The organism is Phycicoccus mangrovi, from assembly GCF_018729305.1.
GTDB lineage: Bacteria > Actinomycetota > Actinomycetes > Actinomycetales > Dermatophilaceae > Phycicoccus > Phycicoccus jejuensis.
Genome location: NZ_JAHHWP010000021.1, coordinates 20,146 through 40,597 on the forward strand (window position 1 = coordinate 20,146; position 20,452 = coordinate 40,597).

Sequence of the window (20,452 nt, forward strand, 5' to 3'; positions counted from 1 at the left end):
CGTTCCGAGACCTCCCCGCACCTCCAGCGCCCGCCCGAGCCCTCAGGCGACCCACACCTTCCGGAGCGGCTCCTCGACCGTCCACACGGTGCGCTCGCCGGCGTGCAAGCGGACGGCCGTGCCGGGAGCCAGCCGGATGCGCTCGCCGTCCTCGAACTCGACTGTGCCCGAACCGGACAGGACGACGAACACCTCGTCCGTCTCGGTGTCACGAGTGGTGCCGGCGGACATCTCCCAGACCCCGACCTCGACCCCGCCGACGGCGCCGAGCGTCTGCACGGCGGCCGTCGGGTCGCCGTCGACGACCTCCTCGGCCGGAAGGGGCTCGTGGTCGAGAGGGAGCCGGGTCACGTCGTCGGCGAGGAGGCGCTGGGGCATCCCCGGATGCTGCCACGCGACGGATCGAGAAGCCAGAGCGGCATGCGACCGTCCCGATCCGGAGTCGTGGCCGCCTCGTGGCGATGGATCCCGTGGACTTCCTCTCGCCCCCGACAGCAGGGCTCGGGCATGATGCGGGGCATGGCCGTCTCCCCGGGTGCCGTGCACGCCTCCCTCGCCGACGCCGTCCCCGACGTGTTCTGGACCGACCGCCCGGCGGTGCGCCCGCCGGCCCGCGCGCCGCTGACCGGGCACGGCCACCGCGCCGACCTCGTCGTCGTCGGCGGCGGGTTCACCGGGCTGTGGGCGGCGGTCCAGGCCAAGGAGGACGACCCGTCGTGCGACGTCGTGCTGGTCGAGCGCGGGCGCTTCGGCGTCGCCGCCTCCGGGCGCAACGGCGGCTTCGTCTCGCCCTCGCTGACGCACGGCCTCGGGCAGGGGGTGGCCTGCTGGCCGGACGAGGTGCCCGCGCTCGAGCGGCTCGGGGCCGAGAACTTCGCCGGGCTCGCCGCCGCCGTCGAGAGGTACGGCATCGACTGCGACCTGCACGTCCCCGGTGAGCTGACCCTCGCCCTCGACGAGCGCCAGGTCGAGACCGTCCGCGAGGCGCACGCGCTGCACCGGGCCCACGGCGTCCCGACCGAGCTGCTCACCGCCGAGGAGGCCCGGGCCCGGGTCGACTCGCCGCGCTACCTCGCCGGGATGCACGACCCCACCGTCGGCCTCGTCGACCCGGCGCGGCTGGTGTGGGGCCTCGCCGAGGCCGCCGAGCGGCTCGGGGTCCGCCTGCACGAGGACACCGCGGTCACCGGCCTGGACGAGGACGGCGACGGCGTGCGCGTCGACACCGAGTGGGGGAGCGTGCACGGGCGCCGGGTCGTGCTCGGCACGGGTGCGTTCCGCGGCGTGCTCAAGCGGCTCGCCCTCTACACGCTGCCCGTCTACGACCACGTACTCATGACCGAGCCCCTGACGCCGGCGCAGCTCGCGTCGGTCGGCTGGGAGGGGCGCGAGGGGCTGACCGACGCCGGCAACCAGTTCCACTACTACCGGCGCACCCTCGACGACCGCGTCCTGTTCGGCGGCTACGACGCCAACTACCACTTCCCGGGGCGCATCGACCCGCGGCTGGAGCAGTCGGCGTCCCACGACCTGCTCGCGCGCCACTTCCTCGGGATCTTCCCCCAGCTCGAGGGCATCCGGTTCACGCACCGGTGGGCGGGCGTCATCGACACGACGTCACGCTTCACCCCCGTCTTCGGCACGGCGATGGGCGGCCGGCTCGCCTACGCCGTCGGGTACACCGGGCTCGGCGTGGCCTCGACGCGCTTCGGCGCGCGCGTGGCGCTCGACCTCGTCCACGGGCGCGACACCGAGGTCACCCGGCTCGGGATGGTGCGCCGCAAGCCGCTGCCGTTCCCGCCGGAGCCGGTCCGCGGTCTCGGGGTGCGCCTGACCCGCGCGAGCCTCGCCGCCGAGGACCGCACCGGGCGCCGCAACCTCTGGCTGCGGGCGATGGACGCCGTCGGCATCGGCTTCGACAGCTAGCCGGTCGGCGGGCGGTCGGCCGCGCGCTCGGCGCGCAGCTCGTCGACGGTCCGCTGCAGGCGGGTGATCTGCTCCGACAGCGTCTCGACGTCCTGGGCCGTCGCCGCGCGCGAGGCCTCCTCGATGTCCTGCACCTGCTCGATGAGCCAGCTCGCGAAGGTCGCCGTCACGACACCGATGAGCGCGATGCCGGCGAGCATCAGGCCGACCGCGACCCACCGGCCCTGCGTCGTCACCGGGTGGAGGTCGCCGTACCCGACGGTCGTCACCGTGGTCGCCGCCCACCAGAGCGCGTCGCCGAAGGTCCGGATGAGGGCCCCCGGCGCGCCGCGCTCGGCCTGGAGCTCGGCGAGGCTCGCGACGAGGATGACCATCACGGCGGCGCCCGCGACGTACACGGACACCCGGCCCCGCAGCGACCCGCCGGCCTTGCGGTTGAGGACGGCCAGCAGGGTGACGAGCCGCAGCAGCCGCAGCGGCCGGAGCAGCGGCAGCACGACGACCGCGAGGTCGAGGAGGTTGTGCCGGACGAACTCGACCTTGTGCGAGGCCAGCCGGAGCCGCACGAGGTAGTCCACGAGGAAGGCCGCCCAGGCCGTCCACGACAGGACCTCGAGGGCGGTGAGCCATCCGCCGGAGAGCGTCGGGTCGAGGATCGGCCAGGCGTAGGCCACGAGGAAGAAGAGGGCGGCCGCGGTCAGCGGCCACTCCGTCGCGCTCTCCCAGCGGGCGCGGCGCACGTCGTCGCTCATGCCGTCATGCTGGCACGCGGTCGTCGGTGGGGGCGGACGGCCGGGTCAGGCGCCGTTGGCCTGCACCGCGATGACGACGACCCAGACGACGACCGCGACCAGGATCACGCCCGCGATGACGCGCGGCCGGCGGGACGACTCACCCCCGCGGCGGGCGCGCACGACCAGAAAGCCGGCGACGACGAGCAGCAGGGCGATCTCGAGCAGGATCACGGGACCTCCGGGGACGGGTGCCGGGTCGGCCGGCGAGCGGGTGGTCGGTGCGGGGACCCGCGCACGCCGTGCCCGGCCCCCGGGGAGATGCTCTCGTGCCGCCCGGGGTCGGCGCACGTCGAGGGCCCCGGGGCCTCGTGCTGTGGGGCCTGCGGGTCACCGCGGTCCGGCCGCCACGCCGACCGCGGCCCCGACGAGCGCCACGGCCCCGGTGGTCGTGGCGACGGTGCGGCGGGACGGTGACGCGAGGGCCAACCCGAGCATCGTCGCGGCGTGGACCGCGTCGACGCCGACCGCGACGCGGCGGGTGGCGCGGGGGGCGAGGACCTGGACGGCCCCCTGGACGAGGTGGCGGACACCGAGTGCCCGGATGGCGAGCTCCTCGACGGGGTCGGGGGAGCGGCCCTCGAGCCGGCGCCACACGTCGTCACCACGCGCGAGGAGCACCCCACCCCACGCGGTGCCCGCCGCGCCGGCGAGACGCATCAGGGCGGCGCCGCCGTTCACCGCCGCCTCCCGGCGACCGCGGCGCCGGTCGCCACGAGGGCGGCGGCGGCGCCGGCCAGCAGCGGGTAGTGATGGGCGACCCACTGCTGGGGGCTGTGCGCGTGGGCGCGGTCGTCGAACGCGCCGTGGGCGCCGAAGTCGCGGCCGCCCGGGCCGTCGGCGGGCTCCCAGAGGTTGCTCGGCTGGTCGTCGGGCTTGCGCTTCCCGGTCTGCTGCGAGCCGAAGCCGGTGCGCCCGAGGTAGCGGTCGAGCAGTCCCGGGACGACCGCGTTGGCCGCCAGCGTGCCGACGGTGCTCGCGCCGACCCAGTACTCGCGGCGCCGGGGGTGGTCGGCCGCGAACACGACCGCCCGGGCGGCCACCTCCGGCTGGTAGATCGGGGGCACGGGCTGTGCCTGCTGGGGGAGGCGCGAGAGCACCCAGGAGAACTGCGGCGTGTTGACCGCCGGCATCTGCACCATGGTCACCCGCACGGCGCTGCGTTCGTGCAGCAGCTCGGTCCGCACGGACTCGTGGAACCCCTGGATGGCGTGCTTCGCGCCGCAGTACGCGCTCTGGAGGGGGATGCCCCGGTAGGCCAGGGCCGACCCCACGTGGACGATCGTGCCGCGGTCGCGCTCCTTCATCCGGCGCAGGATGCTCATCGTCGCGTAGACGTAGCCGAGGTAGCTGACCTCGGTGACCCGCCGGAACTCCTCGGGGCGTATGTCGTCGACGCGGGCGAAGACCGAGGTGAACGCGACGTTGACCCACACGTCGACCGGGCCGAGCTCGCTCTCGATGCGCTCGACGGCGGCCTCGACGGCGTCGGCGTCCGCGACGTCGGTCGGGACGACGAGCGCTCGCGCCCCGAGCGCGCGCACCTCCTCGGCGGCGGCCTCCAGCCCGCGCTCCCCACGGGCGACCAGGGCGAGCGTGTCGCCCCGTCTGGCGAACTCCCGGGCGGTGGCCCGCCCGATCCCCCCACTGGCTCCGGTGACGACGACGACTCTGGACACGTCGGTTCCTCTCGCTCGGGTGCGGCGCGGATGCGTCATCCGGGTGCTACCCCGGCCGGGCCGGGTTGACGCGTGCGGGGGCCGGCACCAGACTCGCCGGACCTGAGGCTCCGGGGGGACCACGGTCCGCGCCGAGGCATCCCGGCGCCGCCGGTGGTGGCGGCCGTGGCGTCGGACGTGGGGTGATCGCCCCACGTCTGGCGCCACCGGGAGCACCTCGACCCCGTCAGGGCAGCGCGACCGGTGCATCCGCGGGGGGTGGTGGGGCGTGTCGGGCTTGAACCGACGACCGACGGATTATGAGTCCGCTGCTCTGACCGACTGAGCTAACGCCCCGGGCCGTGGCGCGTCGGCCACGGGTGCGCCGAGCCTAGCGGCGGCCCGACGCCTCGCGGAGGCCGGTCGGCGGCCGGCCGCGAGTGCACAGGGCAGCGACGCGGCGGCGACAGGCGCGGCACAGCCCGGCCCGTGACCGTGGGAGCAGATGGTCCCCACGACGAAGGAGCACCCCATGGACCGACAGACCAGGACCCTCGCGATCGGCGGGGTCGGCATCGCCGCCGCCGTCGCGCTCGGCCTCACCGGCGCCTCGCTCGCCGGGGCGGCCGACACGTCGCCGAGCACCGCCGCGCCGTCGGCCTCCGCGTCCGCCTCGCCCGGCACCGGCACCGACGCGAACGGCGGGGGCTCGGCGAGCGGCACCCTGCCCGGCGGTGGGCAGGCCGGCGCCGACGGGATGCCCGGCGGTGGGCAGGCCGGCGCCGACGGGATGCCCGGCGGTGGGCAGGCCGGCGCCGACGGGATGCCCGGCGGTGGGCGCGGCGGGATGATGGACGAGGGCGGCACGCTGACCGCCGAGGCCGCGAGCAAGGCGGTGGCGGCGGCGCAGGGAGCCGTCGACGAAGGGACGGTCAGCGGCGTCCGGGCCCTGTCCGACGGCAGCTACGAGGTGACCGTCACCTCCGACGCCGGCCGGGTCGACGTGCTCGTCTCGGCGCAGTTCGCGGTCACCGGCACCGAGGAGCACGGCGGCCCGGGCGGGATGCCGGGCGCCGAGGGTCAGCAGCCGGGCGGCGTCGGGGGCACCGGCTCGAGCGACCCGAGCGACGCCAACGGCACGAGCAGCACGACCACCTCGGGCGCGACGACGGTCTGACGCCCAGCCTCGCCCGGCGCACCCGCACCACGAATCCGTGTGATCTCTGGTGCGGGTGCGTCGCGTGGGGCAGACTGTCCGCAGACAACCGGCACGCGTGGCGTGCCCGCAGACGCACGACACGGCACGAACCGGCCCACGGCTCGGGCGGCGACGTTGGGGAAGACGTCCACCGCACGACAAGGAGACCGGGATGTCCGCGATGCAGCGCGCCACCACGCGTGGAGTGGTCTACGTCCACTCCACGCCCAAGGCGCTGTGCCCGCACGTGATCTGGGCGATCGAGGGAGTCCTCGGCGTCCGCGTCAGCCTGGACTGGACCGCGCAGCCGGCGGCCCCCGGGATGGTCCGCGGCGAGCTCAGCTGGGCCGGCGAGGCCGGCAGCGGCGCCCGCATCGCGTCGGCGCTGCGCGGCTGGGAGCACCTGCGCTACGAGGTCACCGAGGAGCCGAGCCCCGGCTCCGACGGCTCGCGCTGGTCGCACACGCCCCGCCTCGGCATCCACCACACGTGGACCTCGGCCAACGGCGACGCGGTCGTCAACGAGGACCGGCTGCGCGAGGTCGTCGTCCTCGCCCAGGGCAGCCCGGAGGCGATGCAGGAGATGATCGAGGAGCTGCTCGGGCTCGAGTGGGACGAGGAGCTCGAGCCGTTCCGCTACGCCGGCGAGGGCGCGCCGGTCCGCTGGCTGCACAAGGTCGGCTGACCCTCATCGCGGGCTACACCGCAGTAACCGTCGTTCCAGCGACACCTACTGCGGTGTAGCACGCAACCAGAACACGGCGAACGCCCCCGGACCTGGTCGGTCCGGGGGCGTTTCGGCGGCGCCTCAGACGCTCTTGACGACGAGCGCGACGTTGTGGCCGCCGAACCCGAAGGAGTTGTTGAGCGCCGCGATGTCGCCGTCGGGCAGCGTGCGGTGCTCGCCGCGGATGACGTCGAGGTCGATCTGCGGGTCGAGGTCCTCGATGTTGATGGCCGCCGGTGCCGTGCGGTGGTGCACCGCGAGAACCGTGAGCAGCCCCTCGAGGGCTCCGGCCGCGCCGAGCAGGTGCCCGGTCATCGACTTCGTCGCGCTGACCGGCATCGCGTCGGCCGCGGACCCGAAGGCGCGGCGGATGGCGTTGGCCTCGGCCACGTCACCGACCGGGGTCGAGGTCGCGTGCGCGTTGATGTGCACGATGTCGCTGTCGGTCAGCCCGGCCCGCTCGACGGCGGCGCGCATCGCGCGGGAGGCGCCGGCGCCCTCGGGCTCCGGGGCGGTGATGTGGTGGGCGTCGGCGGACATCCCGATCGAGGCGAACTCGGCGTAGATGCGCGCGCCGCGGGCCTTCGCGTGCTCGTACTCCTCGAGCACCATGACGGCCGCGCCCTCGCCCATGACGAAGCCGTCGCGGCCGGTGTCGTAGGGGCGCGAGGCGCCGGCGGGGTCGTCGTTGCGGGTCGAAAGGGCCTGCATCTGGGCGAAGCCCGCGAAGCAGATGGGGTGCGTCGCGGCCTCGGTGCCACCGGCGACGACCACGTCGGCGCGGCCGTCGCGGATCATGTCGTAGGCGGTGCCCATCGACTCCGCACCCGACGCACAGGCCGACACGGTCGTGTGGGCACCGGCGCGCGCGCCGAGCAGCAGCGACACGTTGCCGGAGGAGGTGTTGGGCATGAGCATCGGCACGGCGAGCGGGAAGACGCGGCGGACGCCCTTCTCGCGCAGGTTGTCCCACTGGTCGAGCAGCGTCCACACGCCACCGATGCCGGTGCCGATCGCGACGCCGAGGCGCTCCGGGTCGACCTCCGGCGAGCCGGCGTCCTCCATCGCGGCCTGCGAGGCGATGACCGCGTACTGCGCGCTCGGGTCCATCCGGCGGACCTGCACCTTCGTGAGGACCTCGAGCGGGTCCTGCGCGATGGTGCACGCGAAGTGGACCGGCATCTCGTACCGGTCGAGCATCTCCTGGGGCAGGGGCTTGGCCCCGGACCGTCCGGCGAGGATGCCCTCCCACGTCTCGGCGATCGTGCCGCCGAGGGGCGTGGTGGCACCGAGTCCGGTGACGACGACGCGACGCTCGCTCATGGGTGCTGCAGCTCCTTGTGGGTGCGGGTGGGAACCGGCGCGGCCTCCCGGTCGGGGAGGCCGCGCCCGGTGGGTCAGCCCTGGTTGGACTGGATGAAGGTGACCGCGTCGCCGACCGTCGTGAGGTTCTTGACCTCGTCGTCGGGGATGCGGACGCCGAACTTCTCCTCGGCGTTGACGACGATCGTCATCATCGACAGCGAGTCGATGTCGAGGTCGTCGGTGAAGGACTTGTCCATCTGGACCTCGGCCGGGTCGAGGCCGGTCTCCTCGTTGACGATCTCGGCGAGGCCGCTGAGGATCTCCTGCTGGTCAGCCATGTGCTGTCTCCTTCGGTGTGGGTGGGGTGGTGCTTCGGCCCGGGTGACCCGTGGGCCCACGGGAGTCAGGGGATGACGACGACCTGCGCCGCGTAGGACAGGCCAGCGCCGAACCCGATCTGCAGCGCGAGGCCGCCGCTCGGGATCTCGCCGTGGCGGACCATCCGCTCCATCGCCAGCGGCACCGAGGCCGCGGAGGTGTTGCCGGTGTAGGCGATGTCGCGGGCGATCGGGAGGTCCGCGGGGAGGCCGAGCTTCTTGGCCATCGCGTCGATGATGCGGACGTTGGCCTGGTGGGGGATGAACGCGTCGAGCTGGTCGGCGGTGATGCCCGCGGCGTCGAGCGCCTGCTGGGCGACGGGCGCCATGCCCCAGACCGCCCAGCGGAAGACGGTCTGGCCGGCCATCCCGATGTGCGGCCAGCCGAGCTGCTTCTCGTGGACGTCGATCCAGGACTCGGTCTGCGAGATGGCCTCCCACTGCGCGCCGTCCGAGCCCCACACGGTCGGGCCGATGCCGACGGTGTCGGATCGGCTGACGACGGCCGCGCCGGCGCCGTCCGCGAAGATGAAGGCGGTGCCGCGGTCGTCGAGCGAGGTGAAGTCCGAGAGGCGCTCGACGCCGACGACGAGCACGTGCTCGGCCTGGCCGGTGCGGACCATGTCGGAGGCGAGCGAGATGCCGTGGCAGTAGCCGGCGCACGCGGCCGAGATGTCGAACGCCGCGGCCGTGGACCCGAGGCGCTCGGCGACCAGCGGTGCGGCGGCGGGGGTCTGGTAGGGCCAGCTGACCGTCGCGACGATGACCGCGCCGAGGTCGGCGCCGGTGATGCCGGCCATCTCGAGCGCGGGGGTGGCGGCGAACACGGACATGTCGATGACCGACTCGCCCTCGCCGGCGAAGCGGCGCTCGATGATGCCCGAGCGCTCGCGGATCCACTCGTCGGAGGAGTCGATGCGCTCGACGAGCTCGCTGTTGGGGACGACCCGGCGCGGCCGGTACCCGCCGATGCCGGCGATCCGGGAGTGCGTGACCGGGCCGGCGGTGAGGTGGCCGGTGCCCTTCGGGGTGGGGCTCATGCGGAGTGCTCCTCGATGAGGGTGCGAGCGGCGTCGAGGTCCTCGGGTCCCTTGACCGCGAGCAGCTCGACCCCCTTGAGGGCGCGCTTGGCGAGCCCGACGAGCGTGCCCGCCGGGGGCAGCTCGATGATCGCGGTCACCCCGAGCGCGGCGAACCGGTCGGAGCAGAGGTCCCAGCGGACCGGGTTGGACACCTGGGCGACGATCCGGTCGAGGACCTCGCGGCCGTCGGTGACGACCTCGCCGTCGCGGTTGGACACCAGGGGCACCGTGGCGTCGGCGGGGGAGAGCTCGCCGGCCGCCGCGGCGAGGGCGTCGACCGCGGGCTGCATGAACGAGGTGTGGAAGGCGCCGGCCACCTTGAGCGGGATGACCCGGGCGCGCGTGGGCGGCTCGGCGGCGAGGGCCGCCAGCGCGTCGAGCTCGCCGGCGGCGACGACCTGGCCGGCGGCGTTGACGTTGGCCGGCGTGAGGCCGTGCGACTCGATCGCGGCGAGGACCTCGGTCGGGTCGCCGCCGACGACGGCGCTCATCCCCGTGGGCGTCGCGGCGCTGGCCTTCGCCATCTCGCGACCGCGCAGGGCGACGAGGCGCATCGCGTCGTCCTCGGCGAGGACCCCGGCTGCGGCGGCCGCGGTGATCTCGCCGACGGAGTGGCCGGCGAGGGCGCCGACGCCGCTGGTGCCACCGAGCGCGCGCACGGCGAGCAGACCGGCGCCGACGAGGAGGGGCTGGGCGACCGCGGTGTCCTTGATCGTGTCCTCGTCCGAGGTCGTGCCGTGGGCGACGAGGTCGACACCGGCGGCATCCGACAGGGCGGTGAGGTGCTCGCGGGCGCCGGGCAGCTCGAGCCACGGCGCAAGGAAGCCCGGGGTCTGGGAGCCCTGACCGGGGCAGACGATGATGATCACGTGCCCCAGCCTGCTATCCGGCGGGGTCGTGGCCCGGGACGGGCGGGGACGAACCTGCCGGGCGGCTTTTGTGGGATCCCCACAATCGCTGTCAGCGGGGCCTCAGGGACGCGGGGCCGTGCGGGCGGCCGGGCCGAGGCGGTGGAAGGCCAGGGCGAGCCGCACCGTCTGGGCGTCGTGGGCGTCGGTGAGGTCGTAGCCGGTGGCCTTCGCGATGCCCTGGAGCCGGTAGCGCACGGTGTTCGGGTGGACGATGAGCGCCCGTGCGGTGCCCTCCACCCCGAGGCCGCCGTCGAGCCACGCCTGCGCGGTCTCGAGCAGCGACCCGCCGCTCGCCTCGAGCAGTGGACGCACGATCCGGGCGGTGAGGGCGTTGCGCGCCGGGAGGTCGCCGAGGAGGGCGCGCTCGCCGAGGAGGTCGTCGGCGAGGACCGGGCGGGGCGCGGCCGGCCACGCGGGGGCGGCGGTGTGGCCGGAGATCGCCGCCCGGGCCGAGCGCCCGGCGGCGAAGAGGTGCGGGACCGTCGGCCCGACGACGAGGGGTCCGTCCCCGAGGTGCGGGTCGAGGGTCTGCGCGAGGGCGACGGGGTCCTCGACGCCGCCACCGATGCAGACCACCCGCGGGCCGTGGATGGCGACGAGGAGCTCGACGCCGCGACGGCGCGCCGTGCGGTGCAGCTCGCCGAGCACCGGTCCGGTGGCGCCCGACGGGGTCGAGCCGACGACGACCGCCACGCCGCTCACCGCACCCCAGCCGAGCGCCGCGGCCCGCGACTGCATCGACTCGTCCGCCTCGCCGCGGATGACCGCGTCGACGACGAGGGACTCCAGCCGGGCGTCCCACGCGCCGCGCGCCTCGGCGGCCTCGGCGTAGACCTCGGCGGCGGCGAAGGCGACCTCGCGGCTGTACCGCAGGACGGCCTCGCGGGCGAGGTCGCCCTCACCGGGGGCGGCGATGCCGGCGATCTCGCGCTCGACGACACCGATGCTCGTCCGGAGGAGGTCGAGGGTCTGCGCGAGGCTGATCGAGCGGGTCAGCTCGCGCGGGGCGGTGCCGAAGACGTCGGCGGTGGCCGGGGGGCGCTCCTGGTCGCCACCGAACCAGTCGATGAAGCTCGTGATGCCCGCCTGCGCCACGAGCCCGACCCACGAACGGTTCTCGGCCGAGAGGGCGCGGAACCACTCGTGGTCGGTCTCCATCTGCCGGACCGCGGCCGCCCCGAGGTCACCGGCGGCCCGGGTGACCCGGGCGCGGGTGTCCTGCGAGGCGGTGGGCGGCACGTGGCGAGTCTATTTGTGCGGCCCGGACAACGAGCTTCAGTCGGTGCCGGACTCCATCGCCGCGTGGTCGAGCGCCTGCTCGGCCTCGCCCGAGGCCTGGGGGTTGTCGGTGATCCGGTCGTAGCCGCCGGCCGGCAGCTCGCCGAACAGGGTGCCGTTCTCGACGAGCAGCTGGCCCTGGTCGTTCGGCTGCTCGGCGTAGAGCTCGAGCTTGGCCCGGCTGTCGGCGATGTCGAGGTTGCGCATCGTCAGCTGCCCGATGCGGTCCTGCGGGCCGAAGGCGGCGTTCTCGACGCGCTCCATCGACAGCTTGTCCGGGTGGTAGCTGAAGTTCTCGCCGCGGGTGTCGACGATGGAGTAGTCCTCGCCGCGCCGCAGCCGCAGGGTGACCTGGCCGGTGACGACGGAGGCGATCCAGCGCTGGATGGCCTCGCGGAGCATGAGGCTCTGCGGGTCGAGCCAGCGGCCCTCGTACAGCAGCCGGCCGAGGCGACGACCCTCGTTGTGGTAGTTCGCGATCGTGTCCTCGTTGTGCACGGCGTTGAGCAGCCGCTCGTAGGCGATGTGGAGCAGCGCCATGCCGGGGGCCTCGTAGATGCCGCGCGACTTCGCCTCGATGATGCGGTTCTCGATCTGGTCCGACATCCCGATGCCGTGCCGGCCGCCGATGGTGTTCGCCTCGTGCACGAGCGCGACGGGGTCGAGCGCCTTGCCGTTGATCGCGACCGGGCGGCCCTCGACGAACGCGATCGTCACGTCCTCCGGCTCGATGGCGACGGCGGGGTCCCAGAAGCGGACCCCCATGATCGGCTCGACGACCTCCATCGACTCCTCGAGGTGCTCCAGCGTCTTCGCCTCGTGGGTCGCGCCCCAGATGTTGGCGTCCGTCGAGTACGCCTTCTCCTGGCTCTGCCGGTAGGGCAGGTCGCGCTCGGTCAGCCAGGCGCTCATCTCGTGGCGGCCGCCGAGCTCGTGGACGAAGTCGGCGTCGAGCCACGGCTTGTAGACGCGCAGGTTGGGGTTGGCGAGCAGCCCGTAGCGGTAGAAGCGCTCGATGTCGTTGCCCTTGAAGGTCGACCCGTCGCCCCAGATCTCGACGTCGTCGGCCTGCATCGCGCGCACGAGCAGGGTGCCGGTGACGGCCCGGCCGAGCGGCGTCGTGTTGAAGTACGTGCGCCCGCCGGTGCGGATGTGGAACGCGCCGCACGCGATGGCCGACAGGCCCTCCTCGACCAGCGCGGCCCGGCAGTCGACGAGGCGCGCGACCTCGGCGCCGTACTGGCCGGCGCGGTCGGGGACGGTGTCGATCTCGGGCTCGTCGTACTGGCCGAGGTCGGCGGTGTAGGTGCAGGGCACCGCCCCCTTCTCGCGCATCCACGCGACCGCGACGGAGGTGTCGAGACCCCCGGAGAAGGCGATGCCGACGCGCTCGCCGACGGGGAGGGACGTGAGGACCTTGGACATGGTGCAAGGATATACAGGGTCCTGCATACATACAAACTCGTATCACCGGGCCCGGTGCGGTGCTCCTCCCGTCGTGGCCACCCCTCACCGACCCCCCGCGGTCCACGTCAACGGCGTCCCCGTCACGGTGCCCGACGGCGCCCGGCGGCGCGGGAGCGGCCCGCGCGTCGTGGCCCGCTTCAGCGGTCCGGTGCTCGGCCACTGGCTCCCGGCGCTGCGGCGGGCCGGTGCCGAGGTCGCCTTCTGGTGCCCGCCGCGGGGGGCCTGCCTCACGGTCCGGCGTGACCGGACGGCCGAGGCCGTCGGCCGCCTGCCGTTCGTCGTCGGCTTCGTCCCGTACGACGAGGCGATGTGCCGCAGGCCGCTCACCCCTCCGGGCGACGGGCCCGGGCGGACCTGGCTCGACGTCGTGTGCTTCTCGCACGCCGTGCGCCCCCTCGTCGTGGCGCGGCTGCGCGAGCTGGGGGCGACGGTGCTCGACCAGGGACGCAGCAAGGTGCGCATCGAGTGGCCGGACGACCCCGCGCCGGTGCGGGCCCTCGTCGGCGTCAAGCTCGTCGAGCGGCCGCGCCTGCCGCGCACCGCGACCGCCGGTCTCGCGCCCGACCTCGGGTGGGCCGCGGCCGGCGGATGGCGCGACGACCTCGACGGTGACGGCGAGGTGGTGGCCGTGTGCGACACCGGGTTCGACACCGGCGACCCCCGCACGGCGGTCGCCGACCTGCGAGGCCGGCTGCGTCACCTGCGGTCCTGGCCCCTCGGCCCGTCGTGGACGCCGTACGTCACCAACCCCGGCGCGGACGACGGCCCCGCCGACGTCGCGAGCGGCCACGGCACGTTCGTCACGGGCGTCGTCGCCGGGGACGGCGCGCAGAGCGGCGGCCGCAACCGCGGCGTCGCCCCCGGGGTCGAGGTCGTCGTCGAGGCGATCGAGCAGTTCGTCGCGGTCGCGCCGGGGCATCCCGAGGTCGGCCCGTCGCGGCACGCCCTCGCCGGGCGCCCGACCGACCTGCGGGAGCTCTTCGAGGACGGCCGCAAGCGGGGCGCGCGCATCCAGGTCGCCGCCTGGGGGACACCCGCCGCGGGCGCCTACGACAACGACGCCTACGAGGCCGACCTCTTCCTGCACGAGCACCCCGACACCGTCCTCCTCGTCGCGGCGGGCAACGGCGGGTCCGACCGCGGCGGCGACAGGGTCGCGGACCCGGGCTCGGTCGAGTCGCCCGCCTGCGCCAAGAACGTCCTCGCCGTCGGGGCCACCGAGGGGTCGGCACCCAACGGGTTCCCCGGCACGTGGGACCGGCTGCAGACCGAGGGCCGCCGCTTCGCCGACCCCCGAGACCGCGCCGACGCCACGAGCGGGCAGCCCGACCGGATGGCGCCGCTGTCGGCCGCGGGGCCGACGCGGGACGGCCGGCGCAAGCCCGACCTCTGCGCGCCCGGCACCAACCTCGTCGGCCCCCGCTCCACCGTCGCCACCGGCCGCGGCTGGGGGCTGGCCTCTCCGGCACCGCACTACGTCGTCGACGGTGGGACGAGCGCCGCCGTGGCCGCCGCCGCGGGCGCCGTCGCGCTCCTGCGTCAGGGCTGGCGCCGGGAGCGGGGCGGCCACGCGCCGGCGGGAGCGACGCTCAAGGCGCTGCTCGTCGTCGGGGCGACGACCGTCCGCAGCCGCGACGGCTCCCGACCCGAGGACCCGCGCTGGTGCGGCTTCGGCCGCGTCGACGTCGACGGGTCGCTGCCCCGGCCGGCCGACGGCAGCGAGGTCCGCATCCTCGAGAACGCCACCGCCTCCAAGGCCCTGCGGACCGGCGGGACGCGTGGCTTCCGGGTGCGGGTGCCCGACGGGGGCCGGCTGCGGGCCGCCCTGTGCTGGTACGACCTCCCGGGGGAGCGCCTCGTCTGCGACCTCGACCTCTCGCTCACCGGACCCCTCCCTGCGTCGCCGCCGGTCCACGGCAACCACGAGCCCGGCCGACCCGACCGGCCCGGCGTCCCCGACCGCGTGAACACGGTCGAGGTCGTCGACGTCGACGGGCTGGCCGGCGGCACCTGGGTGCTCGCCGTCCACGGCGCGAACATCCCCCAGGGGCCGCAGCCCTACGCCCTCGTCGTCAGGACGTGGCCCGCGGGCTGACCTCACCCCACCCACCGCAAGGAGAGCCACCATGGCCAGCACCACCCGCCGCCGTCCGGCGAAGACGGCCGCCCGGGCCCGCACGCCCGAGCGCGAACCCACGACCACCGTCCCGGTGACCCCGGCGCCGCGCAACGCGGCTCCCGTCGTCCCGGCCCCCGCCGCGGCCCTCGCCGGCCTCGGAGCGCCCGCCGGCCTCGGGGCCGGGGTCGCCGCCGCCGACGTCAGCGGCCAGCTCCGGGCCGTCGCGCCCACCTTCGGCGACGTCCTCAAGTCCATCGGCATCGGCGTCGCCGACTCGCAGGCCGCGCTCGACCAGGGCGTCATCGACACCGTCAACGAGCTCGCCGACACGAACATCACCGTCGTCACCGACGTCATCCAGCACCTCGACGACGACGGTCTTCCCGTCGCCGCCGACACCGAGCTCGTGAGCACCGACCTCTCGGTCCTCAACTTCTTCATGCCGACCGTCCACGAGTGGAAGCGCGTCGCCCTCTCGATGGACCTCTCGTGCGGGGCGTTCAACGAGAGCGACGGGCTGACCTTCAGCGCCAAGCAGTCCGGCGGCGGGGTCGGGGGAGCGGGCCTGTTCTGGGGCTTCCTCGGGGTGAACTACGAGTACGGGTACGAGAACACCCAGGACGTGCGGACCTCGCACGAGCAGGAGGCCAGCTGGTCCTCCGGCGAGGTGCGGCTGGATGCCATCCTCGGCCCGCGGACGACCGGCAAGCTGCCGGTGCCCAGCCAGGTCGCCATCGGCCCGCAGATCGTCTTCTCGCAGGGACCGGTCAAGGAGACCGCCGTCGCCGGCGCGGGCGTCAACCGCTCGGTCGACGTCGTCGTCACGGTGCGCAAGGCCGGTGGCGACGTCAACCCCGGTGTGCCGCTGCGGGTCGAGGCCGGGGGGCTGCGCACCAGCTTCTCGACCACCGCGCCGTTCACCGGCAACAGCACGAACGCGGAGGGCCAGGTGCTCGTCACCGTCACCCGCAACGTCCCGAACGCCGGCGCCGCCGGCGCCCGCGTCACCCTCGTCGCCCGGCTCGGCGCGATGAGCCAGAGCTACGCGCTCACGATCTGAGAGAGGAGAGTCCCATGGCAGACACCGACGTGAGCGGTCAGCTCAACACCGCCGGCATGGCCTTCGGCGACCTCGTCCGGCTCACCGGGCAGGCCGTCGCCAGCACGCAGCAGGAGCTCAACAAGACCGCGGCGGACACCACGTCCGCGCTGTCGCAGACGCTCGTCGACGTCATCGCGGTCCAGGAGGTCGAGTACGACGACGCCGGCACCGTGACGGGCGCGCAGACCTTCACCCAGAAGCTGCCGCTCATCGACGTCGTCGACCCCGTCCTGTACGAGTGGAAGCAGGTCCGCCTCCAGGGCCGCTTCTCGGCGTCGCAGTTCGCGACGACGCAGTCGAGCGACAGCTACGTGCACAGCAACACCGACTCCCACGGACAGGCGGGCATCGGCCTGATCTTCGGGGGTGGCTACAACAACTTCCAGTACGACTCCTCGCAGGCGCACGTCGACACGGCGTACCGCTCCGAGAGCTCGGTCGGCCTGCTGCGGATGAACGCCATCCTCGAGCCGCGCCACGACATCGGGGTGCCGCGCCCGCGCCAGGCGGTCGTCGGACCGTCGATCAGCATCGACGCCGGCCCGATCACCGACGTGGGCGGCCCGCCGGCGGAGTCGCGGACGATGGAGGTGGTCATCACCTACGAGAACGCCGACGGCGACCCCATCCCGGGCAAGACGCTCGCGGTCGACTCGGCCGGTGTCGCCTGGGAGTACGTCGGCGGCGTCGACCAGACCGACGGTGACGGGCAGCTGACGATCCTCCTGACCCGGACCTTCGTCGACGAGACCGCCGACCGCACCCCGGTCGACGTCGTCGTGGGCGTCCGCAAGGGCATCGTCTCCGAGTCCACGACCGTCACGTTCTGACCGTGGCCACCGGCGACCCCTCGCCGACCGCGGGGAGCGGCACCCGGCAGACCGAGCTGGGTGCCCTCCTCGCGGGGACGGTCACCGCCGTCGTCGAGGCGCAGGACCTGCTCGACGAGCACGCCCGCGCCCGGGCCGCGGAGTACGCGGCCGCCGCACCGGGCAGCCTCGCCCTCCCGCCGCTCTGGTACGCGTTCGACGAGGCGTCGGTCGACCTGGAGCTGTCGACCGAGGCCGTCCGCGTCGCATCCGACGACGGCGGCCCGGCCCGGACGCGCCTGCTGTGCCGGACGGTCAACCCGGTCACCGTCGGCGTCTACGGCTACCGCTCCGCCGCCGGCACCCGCGTCCGGCTCACCCTGACCCCCCAGCGCGTCGCCCCGACCCCGCTCCCGGCGACCGAGGAAGGACCCCCGTCGCCATGACCCCACCCCAGGTCCGCACGACGCTCGACCCCGGCCGGCTCGCCGCCCTCGAGCGCATCGGCGTCGACCGCCTCGTCACGGTCGACGGCATCACCGGCGTCTTCACGCCGGTCACGGGCGCCAACCCCGCCGCGTCCGGGGAGAATCTCGAGAAGATCGTCGACGCCCTCCGCGGCGAGCTGGCCTCGGCGCGCGCCGAGAACGCCGCGCTCGAGGCCAAGCTCGCCGCGCTCGCCGACCCGCCCCGCTCGTCCGACGACCTCGCCGACGGGTTGCAGCACGCGCTCGACGGCATCGCCGAGCGCCTCGGGACGATGGGCAACGGCACGTCGAACTTCGCCGTGCGCGAGTTCACCCTCGAGTCCAAGGTGCACGTCGACGTCACCGCCGTCGGGACCATCGGCTTCCAGTTCGTCCGCCCCGGCGACCAGGTCAACGCCGCCGCGCTCTCGACCGTCTCGATGACCGTCGTCCCGGTCCCCAAGCCACCGCCGGACGAGGTCGTCGAGGCCCCGGTCGTCGACCGGCCGGTCGAGGACATCGACGGGCTGACCGACACCCAGGTGGCGACGCTGCGCGGGGCGCACGTGACGACGACGAGCGGGTTCGCCCGGCTCGCGACCCGCGCGACGGCCTCGGCGAGCCTCGTCAGCCTGCTCGGCGTCGACCGCGAGGAGCTCGGCCGGTTCACCGTGCTCGCCGGGCTGCTCGGCGTCCCCGGGGTCGACCGGACGAACGCCGCGGTGCTGCACGACGCCGGCGTCACCGACGTCGCGGCGCTCGCGGCCGCCGACCCGGCCGACCTCGTCGAGCGCTACCGGGTGGCCGCGAGGCCCCGGCGGGCGCTCGGCACGACGCCGAGCCTCGCCGAGGCCACCCGCTGGGTCGAGGCGGCCTCGGCGCTGACCGCCGCGCCCGGAGGTCCCGGCGCCCCGGGCGCCTAGGGCAGCGCCCAGCGGATGGTGGTGCTCGCCCCGGACCGTGTCGGGATGCGCGTGGCGTCCGCGCGGCTCGTCGCGTTCTCGAACCAGACCTCGCGCGACGCGCCCGTGGACTCGTCGACGACGTCGGCCCGGATGACCAGCCGACCGGCGGGCAGCAGGCGCGCATCGATGCGGTAGTCGTTGAACGGGCCGGCGTCGAAGTCACCGATGTAGTCGCCCGTCCCGGTGAAGACCTGGCCGACGACGTAGGGGGAGCCGGCCGAGGACTCGGGTCCGAGGACCACCCGGCCGGTGATCGTCGCCGCGGGCACGAGGCGGAAGTCCAGCCGGACCGTGCGCTGCGTGCGGACGGTGACCGGCGTGGCGGTGGCGCTGGTGCGGGCGCCACCGGACCACTGGGGCGCGAGGTCGGCGTCACCGGGCGGCATGACCAGCGGGGTCGTGGTGCCGGCCGGGGCCGTCACGGTGTAGCGGCCGCGGGCGTCGGTCCGGGCGTTGAAGCGGCCCTCGCCGGGCCCGGCCCGTCCGGGGTTGCGTCCGCTCGCGTAGACCCAGGCCCCGGCGACCGGCCGGCCCGCGGTGTCGGTGACGACGCCGGTCACCTGCCCGCCCTCGACGAACCGCTGGGTGCGCAGGGTGGTCGTGCGGCCGAGCGTGACGGGGACGAGCGCGGCGGAGCGCTGGTCGGAGGCGTCGCGGTACCACTGCTGGACGAACGACGAGGACCACTCGGGGTCGAAGCGCACGGTGAAGGAGCCGGGCGGCAGCGCGGTGATCCGGTAGGTGCCGTCCTTGGTGCTGCAGCGCGAGCCGTAGCCGTAGAACTGCTTCGCCGACCGGTCGCGCCACACCGCGGGGCAGACGCCCTTGATGCTGGCGTTCCCGGCCCGGGTGGCGACCCGGCCGGTGATGACCCCGCCCTTGGCGAGCTGTGCGTCGACCACCTGGTCGGTGCCGGTCGGGACGGTGGCCGCACGCTCGACCCGGTAGGCCCCGCCGGCGAACTCCGGTGCGTAGACGGGACGGTCGGTGGTGTCGCGGAAGTAGACGGTGAGGCCGTCGGAGGTGGCACCCCACGGGGTGATCTCGTACCGGCCGTCGGCGTCGGTGCACCCGCTGCCGTAGTCGTTGCCGGCCTCGTAGGCGGCGGCGTCGAGCAGGCTGGCGCACATGCCGGCCAGCGGCCGGCCGGCCGTGTCGGTGACGCGGCCGGTGATCTTCGGGACGCGGATGAGGCTGTCGTCGACGGTCGTCGTGTCGCCGGCCACCGCCTCGACGACGTCGGCGTCCTCGAGGGCCGTCTTCTGGTGCGCCCACTGCTCGACCGGCCAGCTGGAGAAGTGCACGACGACCGGCCCCGGCCGGACGAGCGTGCTCCACGTGCCGTCCTCGCCCGTGGACGTCGAGCCACCCGGGAGCAGCGCGCCCTGCGGGTCGGTGACCTGGACGTCGACGAAGGGGGCCGCCGCGCCCTCGGCGTCGGTGAACGTGCCGCCCACCCGGGCGCCGGTCGCCAGCACGGAGTCGGCGACCCCGGGGGCGGACACCGGGGTGGCCGAGTCGAGGTCCGTGGCGTCGTCGAACCACTCGCCGACGAGGGTGTCGGTGCCGGACACCTCGAGCCGGTACTCACCGACGGCCAGCCCGGGCAGGGCCCAGTGGCCGACCTCGTCGGTGCAGGCGCTGTCGACCCACGACGCGTCGGCGTCGTAGACGGACACGCAGGTGGACACGGGGGTCCCGGTGTCGTCGACGACGGTGCCCTCCAGCCCCGTCGCGGCCGCGGAGGCAGGGGCCGCGGTGAGGAGCCCGAGGGACACGGTGGCCGCGGCGACGGCGGCGAGGGTGGAGCGGACGTGCACGAGGGCCCCTCGGGAGTCGGTCGGTGCCGGCCCGGTCGGGCTCGGCGACCGGAAACTAGCACCGGCCGACGACACCCGGGAGGGGCGTTGCGAGAACTCGCAGCCGGTGGGGCTCAGCCCTCGCCGAGCACCTCGTCGATGCGCTGCACCTTGGAGGTGAGCATCCCCGTGTGCCCGGGCCGGATGTCGGCCTTGACGACGAGCGAGACGCGCGGGTGGCGCGCGGTCATCGCCTCGGTGCACTGCTTGAGGACGCCGAACACCTCGTCCCACTCGCCCTCGAGGTTGGTGAACATCGCGTTCGTCTCGTGGGGGAGGCCGGAGGCGCGGACGATGCCGACCGCCTCCGCGACGGCCTCGGCGTAGGAGCCGGTGTCGTCCGGGCTCGCGGGGGCGATGCTGAAGGCGACGATCATCGGGCTGCTCCTGGAGTGCTCACCCGTCGAGAGT

General features: G+C 74.7%; 21 protein-coding genes and 1 tRNA gene. 8 read left to right on the forward strand and 14 right to left on the reverse strand.

All coding sequences use genetic code 11. From position 1 onward, the window contains the following. Nucleotides 1-42 precede the first annotated feature (42 nt). Complete coding sequence (locus KMZ30_RS18180) at nt 43-378, reverse strand: cupin domain-containing protein (protein WP_215514029.1); 336 nt, start codon at nt 376-378, stop codon at nt 43-45. A 141-nt stretch (nt 379-519) separates the two neighbouring features. On the opposite strand from KMZ30_RS18180, the gene KMZ30_RS18185 reads away from it, so the two are divergent. Then, the gene (locus KMZ30_RS18185; RefSeq protein WP_215514028.1) at nt 520-1,926 is read left to right on the forward strand and encodes an NAD(P)/FAD-dependent oxidoreductase; all 1,407 of its coding nucleotides are present in this window, start codon (nt 520-522) and stop codon (nt 1,924-1,926) included. On the opposite strand, the gene KMZ30_RS18190 is transcribed toward KMZ30_RS18185, so the two are convergent. The 5 genes from KMZ30_RS18190 to KMZ30_RS18210 all read right to left on the reverse strand — a co-directional run bounded on the left by KMZ30_RS18190 (nt 1,923) and on the right by KMZ30_RS18210 (nt 4,732). After that, complete coding sequence (locus KMZ30_RS18190) at nt 1,923-2,678, reverse strand: potassium channel family protein (protein ID WP_215514027.1); 756 nt, start codon at nt 2,676-2,678, stop codon at nt 1,923-1,925. The genes KMZ30_RS18185 and KMZ30_RS18190 overlap by 4 nt on opposite strands. 45 nt (nt 2,679-2,723) lie before the next feature. After that, nucleotides 2,724-2,891 (reverse strand): hypothetical protein, encoded by a 168-nt coding sequence (locus KMZ30_RS18195; RefSeq protein ID WP_215514026.1) that lies wholly within the window; start codon nt 2,889-2,891, stop codon nt 2,724-2,726. Nucleotides 2,892-3,047: 156 nt separating this feature from the next. Further along, entirely contained in the window at nt 3,048-3,398 is a 351-nt protein-coding gene (locus tag KMZ30_RS18200; protein WP_215514025.1) for a hypothetical protein, read from the reverse strand. Further along, entirely contained in the window at nt 3,395-4,396 is a 1,002-nt protein-coding gene (locus KMZ30_RS18205) for an SDR family oxidoreductase (protein ID WP_215514024.1), read from the reverse strand. The genes KMZ30_RS18200 and KMZ30_RS18205 overlap by 4 nt, the downstream gene beginning before the upstream one ends. A gap of 259 nt (nt 4,397-4,655) precedes the next feature. Beyond that, nucleotides 4,656-4,732: transfer RNA gene (locus KMZ30_RS18210), tRNA-Ile, on the reverse strand. A 175-nt stretch (nt 4,733-4,907) separates the two neighbouring features. On the opposite strand from KMZ30_RS18210, the gene KMZ30_RS18215 reads away from it, so the two are divergent. After that, nucleotides 4,908-5,552, forward strand: coding sequence for a TrbL/VirB6 family protein (locus KMZ30_RS18215; protein ID WP_215514023.1), 645 nt, complete (start codon nt 4,908-4,910; stop codon nt 5,550-5,552). A 202-nt stretch (nt 5,553-5,754) separates the two neighbouring features. After that, nucleotides 5,755-6,258, forward strand: coding sequence for a DUF3145 domain-containing protein (locus KMZ30_RS18220; protein ID WP_372447530.1), 504 nt, complete (start codon nt 5,755-5,757; stop codon nt 6,256-6,258). 123 nt (nt 6,259-6,381) lie between these two features. Here KMZ30_RS18220 and fabF read toward each other — a convergent pair whose 3' ends face one another. The 6 genes from fabF to argG form a co-directional block, all read right to left on the reverse strand. Beyond that, entirely contained in the window at nt 6,382-7,623 is a 1,242-nt protein-coding gene (gene fabF, locus KMZ30_RS18225) for a beta-ketoacyl-ACP synthase II (RefSeq protein WP_215514021.1), read from the reverse strand. Between the two features lie 74 nt (nt 7,624-7,697). After that, on the reverse strand, nt 7,698-7,943 hold the full coding sequence (locus KMZ30_RS18230) for an acyl carrier protein (RefSeq protein ID WP_030529436.1): 246 nt from the start codon (nt 7,941-7,943) through the stop codon (nt 7,698-7,700). Between the two features lie 65 nt (nt 7,944-8,008). Further along, a complete protein-coding gene (locus tag KMZ30_RS18235) occupies nt 8,009-9,022 on the reverse strand; it encodes a beta-ketoacyl-ACP synthase III (RefSeq protein WP_207024853.1) in 1,014 nt (337 codons plus the stop codon). After that, nucleotides 9,019-9,933: an ACP S-malonyltransferase gene (locus KMZ30_RS18240; protein WP_215514020.1), complete on the reverse strand. Its 915-nt coding sequence runs from the start codon at nt 9,931-9,933 to the stop codon at nt 9,019-9,021. Before KMZ30_RS18240 ends, KMZ30_RS18235 begins: the two co-directional genes overlap by 4 nt. Before the next feature lie 102 nt (nt 9,934-10,035). Then, nucleotides 10,036-11,214, reverse strand: coding sequence for a PucR family transcriptional regulator (locus KMZ30_RS18245; protein WP_308279856.1), 1,179 nt, complete (start codon nt 11,212-11,214; stop codon nt 10,036-10,038). Between the two features lie 36 nt (nt 11,215-11,250). Then, a complete protein-coding gene (gene argG, locus KMZ30_RS18250; RefSeq protein WP_215514019.1) occupies nt 11,251-12,678 on the reverse strand; it encodes an argininosuccinate synthase in 1,428 nt (475 codons plus the stop codon). 73 nt (nt 12,679-12,751) lie between these two features. On the opposite strand from argG, the gene KMZ30_RS18255 reads away from it, so the two are divergent. The 5 genes from KMZ30_RS18255 to KMZ30_RS18275 are packed head-to-tail and all read left to right on the forward strand — an operon-like array spanning nt 12,752 to nt 18,140. Continuing rightward, on the forward strand, nt 12,752-14,815 hold the full coding sequence (locus tag KMZ30_RS18255) for a S8 family serine peptidase (protein WP_215514018.1): 2,064 nt from the start codon (nt 12,752-12,754) through the stop codon (nt 14,813-14,815). A gap of 31 nt (nt 14,816-14,846) precedes the next feature. Beyond that, nucleotides 14,847-15,899: a hypothetical protein gene (locus tag KMZ30_RS18260; RefSeq protein WP_215514017.1), complete on the forward strand. Its 1,053-nt coding sequence runs from the start codon at nt 14,847-14,849 to the stop codon at nt 15,897-15,899. 14 nt (nt 15,900-15,913) lie between these two features. Further along, nucleotides 15,914-16,771 (forward strand): hypothetical protein, encoded by an 858-nt coding sequence (locus KMZ30_RS18265; protein ID WP_215514016.1) that lies wholly within the window; start codon nt 15,914-15,916, stop codon nt 16,769-16,771. Between the two features lie 2 nt (nt 16,772-16,773). Further along, nucleotides 16,774-17,196 (forward strand): hypothetical protein, encoded by a 423-nt coding sequence (locus tag KMZ30_RS18270; RefSeq protein WP_173029047.1) that lies wholly within the window; start codon nt 16,774-16,776, stop codon nt 17,194-17,196. Then, the gene (locus tag KMZ30_RS18275) at nt 17,193-18,140 is read left to right on the forward strand and encodes a DUF4332 domain-containing protein (RefSeq protein ID WP_215514015.1); all 948 of its coding nucleotides are present in this window, start codon (nt 17,193-17,195) and stop codon (nt 18,138-18,140) included. The genes KMZ30_RS18270 and KMZ30_RS18275 overlap by 4 nt, the downstream gene beginning before the upstream one ends. Here KMZ30_RS18275 and KMZ30_RS22495 read toward each other — a convergent pair. Further along, complete coding sequence (locus KMZ30_RS22495) at nt 18,137-20,002, reverse strand: carboxypeptidase-like regulatory domain-containing protein (RefSeq protein ID WP_215514014.1); 1,866 nt, start codon at nt 20,000-20,002, stop codon at nt 18,137-18,139. The genes KMZ30_RS18275 and KMZ30_RS22495 overlap by 4 nt on opposite strands. Before the next feature lie 113 nt (nt 20,003-20,115). After that, nucleotides 20,116-20,418: a thiamine-binding protein gene (locus KMZ30_RS18285; protein ID WP_215514013.1), complete on the reverse strand. Its 303-nt coding sequence runs from the start codon at nt 20,416-20,418 to the stop codon at nt 20,116-20,118. Nucleotides 20,419-20,452: the final 34 nt, after the last annotated feature.

Coding starts and splice junctions, on each gene's coding strand:
- KMZ30_RS18180 (WP_215514029.1), bottom strand. CDS start 378: ATGCCCCAGCGCCTCCTCGCCGACGACGTGACCCGGCTCCCTCTCGAC.
- KMZ30_RS18185 (WP_215514028.1), top strand. CDS start 520: ATGGCCGTCTCCCCGGGTGCCGTGCACGCCTCCCTCGCCGACGCCGTC.
- KMZ30_RS18190 (WP_215514027.1), bottom strand. CDS start 2,678: ATGAGCGACGACGTGCGCCGCGCCCGCTGGGAGAGCGCGACGGAGTGG.
- KMZ30_RS18215 (WP_215514023.1), top strand. CDS start 4,908: ATGGACCGACAGACCAGGACCCTCGCGATCGGCGGGGTCGGCATCGCC.
- KMZ30_RS18220 (WP_372447530.1), top strand. CDS start 5,755: ATGCAGCGCGCCACCACGCGTGGAGTGGTCTACGTCCACTCCACGCCC.
- fabF (WP_215514021.1), bottom strand. CDS start 7,623: ATGAGCGAGCGTCGCGTCGTCGTCACCGGACTCGGTGCCACCACGCCC.
- KMZ30_RS18230 (WP_030529436.1), bottom strand. CDS start 7,943: ATGGCTGACCAGCAGGAGATCCTCAGCGGCCTCGCCGAGATCGTCAAC.
- KMZ30_RS18235 (WP_207024853.1), bottom strand. CDS start 9,022: ATGAGCCCCACCCCGAAGGGCACCGGCCACCTCACCGCCGGCCCGGTC.
- argG (WP_215514019.1), bottom strand. CDS start 12,678: ATGTCCAAGGTCCTCACGTCCCTCCCCGTCGGCGAGCGCGTCGGCATC.
- KMZ30_RS18260 (WP_215514017.1), top strand. CDS start 14,847: ATGGCCAGCACCACCCGCCGCCGTCCGGCGAAGACGGCCGCCCGGGCC.
- KMZ30_RS18265 (WP_215514016.1), top strand. CDS start 15,914: ATGGCAGACACCGACGTGAGCGGTCAGCTCAACACCGCCGGCATGGCC.
- KMZ30_RS18275 (WP_215514015.1), top strand. CDS start 17,193: ATGACCCCACCCCAGGTCCGCACGACGCTCGACCCCGGCCGGCTCGCC.
- KMZ30_RS18285 (WP_215514013.1), bottom strand. CDS start 20,418: ATGATCGTCGCCTTCAGCATCGCCCCCGCGAGCCCGGACGACACCGGC.